This window comes from Oerskovia sp. PE-21s (genome assembly GCF_056158145.1).
This window is the reverse complement of sequence record NZ_JBUXJM010000013.1, coordinates 1-5,541: the sequence shown is the minus strand read 5'-3', so window position 1 is coordinate 5,541 and position 5,541 is coordinate 1. Positions and strand designations below refer to the sequence as shown.

Here is a 5,541-nt window from a genome sequence, read left to right as displayed (position 1 = left end):
GCCAAAGGCCCACCCCGTGAGGGGTGGGCCTTTGGTGAATGGTTGTCCGGCGGCGACCTACTCTCCCACCCCGTCTCCAGGGCAGTACCATCGGCGCTGAGAGGCTTAGCTTCCGGGTTCGGAATGGGACCGGGCGTTTCCCTCTCGCTATGACCGCCGTAACTCTATGGAGATGTTCGGGGCCCCCGGTTACGTGGGGGTGTGCCCGTATCTCGGGAACCGCACAGTGGACGCGTAGCAATAAGTTTGTGTGTTATCAAGTTGTCGGCTTATTAGTACCGGTCAGCTTCAGCAGTCTTTAGTCCTGCCTTACACATCCGGCCTATCTACCCAGTGGTCTAGCTGGGAGCCTCTCCCCCTTGCGGGGATGGAAACCTCATCTTGAAGCAGGCTTCCCGCTTAGATGCTTTCAGCGGTTATCCCTTCCGAACGTAGCTAACCAGCCGTGCTCCTGGCGGAACAACTGGCACACCAGAGGTTCGTCCGTCCCGGTCCTCTCGTACTAGGGACAGCCCTTCTCAAGTTTCCTGCGCGCGCAGCGGATAGGGACCGAACTGTCTCACGACGTTCTAAACCCAGCTCGCGTACCGCTTTAATGGGCGAACAGCCCAACCCTTGGGACCTACTCCAGCCCCAGGATGCGACGAGCCGACATCGAGGTGCCAAACCATGCCGTCGATATGGACTCTTGGGCAAGATCAGCCTGTTATCCCCGGGGTACCTTTTATCCGTTGAGCGACGGCGCTTCCACAAGCCACCGCCGGATCACTAGTTCCGACTTTCGTCCCTGCTCGACCTGTCAGTCTCACAGTCAAGCTCCCTTGTGCACTTGCACTCGACACCTGATTGCCAACCAGGCTGAGGGAACCTTTGAGCGCCTCCGTTACATTTTAGGAGGCAACCGCCCCAGTTAAACTACCCACCAGGCACTGTCCCTGATCCGGATTACGGACCGAGGTTAGATATCCAGAGCGACCAGAGTGGTATTTCAACGTTGACTCCACACACACTGGCGTGCATGCTTCACAGTCTCCCACCTATCCTACACAAGCCGCACCGAACACCAATACCAAGCTATAGTAAAGGTCCCGGGGTCTTTCCGTCCTGCTGCGCGTAACGAGCATCTTTACTCGTAGTGCAATTTCGCCGAGTTCGCGGTTGAGACAGCGGAGAAGTCGTTACGCCATTCGTGCAGGTCGGAACTTACCCGACAAGGAATTTCGCTACCTTAGGATGGTTATAGTTACCACCGCCGTTTACTGGGGCTTAAATTCTGAGCTTCGCTCCGAAGAGCTGACCCGTCCTCTTAACCTTCCAGCACCGGGCAGGCGTCAGTCCGTATACATCGTCTTGCGACTTCGCACGGACCTGTGTTTTTAGTAAACAGTCGCTTCTCCCTGGTCTCTGCGGCCGTCAACGCTCGGGAAGCTAGTTCCGTCACGCATCGGGCCCCCCTTCTCCCGAAGTTACGGGGGCATTTTGCCGAGTTCCTTAACCACGATTCTCTCGATCGCCTTAGTATTCTCTACCTGACCACCTGAGTCGGTTTAGGGTACGGGCGGCTAGAACCTCGCGCCGAGGCTTTTCTTGGCAGCATAGGATCACCCAATTCGCGCATACGCGCTATCTATCAGTTCTCAGGCTATGTGAACAGCGGATTTGCCTACTGTTCGCCCTACAACCTTGGACACGGTCAACCATCGCCGTGCTGGGCTACCTTCCTGCGTCACCCCTGTTAATACGCTTACCTAGTACCGGTTCGGGTCGCGCGCCGCTCCAGCGGTGTCTCCCGAAGGAGACGATGCTGGTTAAGGGCGCTTAGCATCACCGGGTTCGGTATGGGCGGTTCTTCGCCGGTAGGAGAATATCAACTCCTTGTCCATCGACTACGCCTGTCGGCCTCGCCTTAGGTCCCGACTTACCCAGGGCGGATTAGCCTGGCCCTGGAACCCTTGGTCATTCGGCGGACGGGTTTCTCACCCGTCTTTCGCTACTCATGCCTGCATTCTCACTCGTGTAGGCTCCACCGCTGGGTTACCCCGCGACTTCACTGCCCACACGACGCTCCCCTACCCATCCACACGCCTGGACCACGAAGGCCTAGCGTTTGTGTGAATGCCACAGCTTCGGCGGTGTACTTGAGCCCCGCTACATTGTCGGCGCGGAATCACTTGACCAGTGAGCTATTACGCACTCTTTCAAGGGTGGCTGCTTCTAAGCCAACCTCCTGGTTGTCTGTGCAACTCCACATCCTTTCCCACTTAGCACACGCTTAGGGGCCTTAGCTGGTGGTCTGGGCTGTTTCCCTCTCGACTACGGAGCTTATCCCCCGCAGTCTCACTCCCGCGCTCTCACTTACCGGCATTCGGAGTTTGGCTGACGTCAGTAACCTTGTAGGGCCCATCGGCCATCCAGTAGCTCTACCTCCGGCAAGAAACACGCGAGGCTGCACCTAAATGCATTTCGGGGAGAACCAGCTATCACGAAGTTTGATTGGCCTTTCACCCCTAACCACAGGTCATCCCCCAGGTTTTCAACCCTGGTGGGTTCGGTCCTCCACGTAGTCTTACCCACGCTTCAACCTGCCCATGGCTAGATCACTTCGCTTCGGGTCTAGACCCAGCGACTCATTCGCCCTATTCAGACTCGCTTTCGCTACGGCTTCCCCACACGGGTTAACCTTGCCACTGAGCACTAACTCGCAGGCTCATTCTTCAAAAGGCACGCTGTCACCCCTGCTAGGGAGGCTCCAACGGATTGTAGGCACACGGTTTCAGGTACTATTTCACTCCCCTCCCGGGGTACTTTTCACCTTTCCCTCACGGTACTGGTCCGCTATCGGTCACTAGGTAGTATTTAGGCTTAGCAAGTGGTCTTGCCGGATTCACACGGGATTTCTCGGGCCCCGTGCTACTTGGGATCCCCTTCGGGAGGCCACGTCATTTCGTCTACGGGGGTCGCACCCTCTGTGCCGGGCCTTTCAATGCCCTTCGACTATAACGCGACTTTCTGACTCCCTGACCGGGTACCAGCCCGGTCTGAAAGGTCCCACAACCCCGCCCATGCAACGCCTGGTAGCTATCACACATGAACGGTTTGGCCTGTTCCGCTTTCGCTCGCCACTACTCACGGAATATCTCTTCCTGTCGGTACTGAGATGTTTCACTTCCCGACGTTCCCTCCACACACCCTATATATTCAGGTGCGGGTCACTGGACATGACTCCAGCGGGGTTTCCCCATTCGGAGATCCTCGGATCACGGTTCGTTTGCCAACTCCCCGAGGCTTATCGCAGGCTACAACGTCCTTCATCGGCTCCTAGTGCCAAGGCATCCACCCTGTGCCCTTAAAAACTTGACAACAAAAAATTGCAGAGAACAAAGATAAATCTTTGATCTTACAAAGATGCTCGCGTCCACTGTGCAGTTCTCAAGCTACGGACGATCCCACCCGCTCCCACGGCCTACCAACACAACCGGTTGGCGGTTCACCCAGGAGACGCGATGGCCCGTTCAGAGCGACCCCACCCATGCGGGCGGTTCCCTCAGGACCCAACAGTGTGCTTGGCAAACCCTTCCCCCGTACCCGTGATGTTCCACCACCCACACAAGGTGGGCAGGTACTGACACGAACCGTCATGGCCGAGCTCTTCGTTAATGTTCCACCCTTGAGCAACCATCCACCCACGCGTTCGGCGAGTGCCATGGCCTCTGCACAACCAGCACCACAAGGGCGCCGACTGTGAGTGATGCTCCTTAGAAAGGAGGTGATCCAGCCGCACCTTCCGGTACGGCTACCTTGTTACGACTTAGTCCCAATCGCCAGTCCCACCTTCGACAGCTCCCTCCACAAGGGTTGGGCCACCGGCTTCGGGTGTTACCGACTTTCGTGACTTGACGGGCGGTGTGTACAAGGCCCGGGAACGTATTCACCGCAGCGTTGCTGATCTGCGATTACTAGCGACTCCGACTTCATGGGGTCGAGTTGCAGACCCCAATCCGAACTGAGACCGGCTTTTTGGGATTCGCTCCACCTCGCGGTATCGCAGCCCTTTGTACCGGCCATTGTAGCATGCGTGAAGCCCAAGACATAAGGGGCATGATGATTTGACGTCATCCCCACCTTCCTCCGAGTTGACCCCGGCAGTCTCTTATGAGTCCCCACCATGACGTGCTGGCAACATAAGACGAGGGTTGCGCTCGTTGCGGGACTTAACCCAACATCTCACGACACGAGCTGACGACAACCATGCACCACCTGTACACCGACCTTGCGGGGCAACCATCTCTGGAAGTTTCCGGTGTATGTCAAGCCTTGGTAAGGTTCTTCGCGTTGCATCGAATTAATCCGCATGCTCCGCCGCTTGTGCGGGCCCCCGTCAATTCCTTTGAGTTTTAGCCTTGCGGCCGTACTCCCCAGGCGGGGCACTTAATGCGTTTGCTGCGGCACGGAACTCGTGGAATGAGCCCCACACCTAGTGCCCAACGTTTACGGCATGGACTACCAGGGTATCTAATCCTGTTCGCTCCCCATGCTTTCGCTCCTCAGCGTCAGTTGCGGCCCAGTGACCTGCCTTCGCCATCGGTGTTCCTCCTGATATCTGCGCATTCCACCGCTACACCAGGAATTCCAGTCACCCCTACCGCACTCTAGTCTGCCCGTACCCGATGCAAGCTCAAGGTTGAGCCTTGAGTTTTCACACCAGACGCGACAAACCGCCTACGAGCTCTTTACGCCCAATAATTCCGGACAACGCTTGCGCCCTACGTATTACCGCGGCTGCTGGCACGTAGTTAGCCGGCGCTTCTTCTGCAGGTACCGTCACTTGCGCTTCTTCCCTGCTGAAAGAGGTTTACAACCCGAAGGCCTTCATCCCTCACGCGGCGTCGCTGCATCAGGCTTTCGCCCATTGTGCAATATTCCCCACTGCTGCCTCCCGTAGGAGTCTGGGCCGTGTCTCAGTCCCAGTGTGGCCGGTCGCCCTCTCAGGCCGGCTACCCGTCGTCGCCTTGGTAGGCCATTACCCCACCAACAAGCTGATAGGCCGCGAGTCCATCCCAGACCGATAAATCTTTCCAGACACTCCCCATGCAGGGGCATCTCGTATCCAGTATTAGACCTCGTTTCCAAGGCTTATCCCGGAGTCTGGGGCAGGTTACTCACGTGTTACTCACCCGTTCGCCACTGATCCGCCCAGCAAGCTGGGCATCACCGTTCGACTTGCATGTGTTAAGCACGCCGCCAGCGTTCGTCCTGAGCCAGGATCAAACTCTCCGTAAATGTTTGCTATCAACCCCGAAGGATTAACAACCATACGAAGCGGACCCGAAGGTCCATAATCATGGCTACAAACCGAAAACATGACGTTTTCAATTCATACCAAATAGAAGTCTCAACACGAACACACAACACACACCAAACGATGCGCGCCACACGCCCATGCAGGACAATTGGCATTAACTATCAAGCACACTGTTGAGTTCTCAAGCAACCGACACGCACCGACTCCAACCCACCAGGGGCCTTCACTCGGGGCAACTT

The 5,541-nt window shown here is 56.8% G+C and carries 3 rRNA genes; all 3 read right to left on the bottom strand.

Features of this window, described 5'->3' with window-relative positions:
- Nucleotides 1-44: 44 nt before the first annotated feature.
- The 3 genes from rrf to ACZDYF_RS18720 all read right to left on the bottom strand — a co-directional run bounded on the left by rrf (nucleotide 45) and on the right by ACZDYF_RS18720 (nucleotide 5,280).
- Nucleotides 45-161 (bottom strand): 5S ribosomal RNA (rrf, locus tag ACZDYF_RS18730).
- A 91-nt stretch (nucleotides 162-252) separates the two neighbouring features.
- A 23S ribosomal RNA gene (locus ACZDYF_RS18725) occupies nucleotides 253-3,360 on the bottom strand.
- A 399-nt stretch (nucleotides 3,361-3,759) separates the two neighbouring features.
- A 16S ribosomal RNA gene (locus ACZDYF_RS18720) occupies nucleotides 3,760-5,280 on the bottom strand.
- Together the 16S, 23S and 5S rRNA genes form the textbook arrangement of a ribosomal RNA operon.
- Nucleotides 5,281-5,541 lie beyond the last annotated feature (261 nt).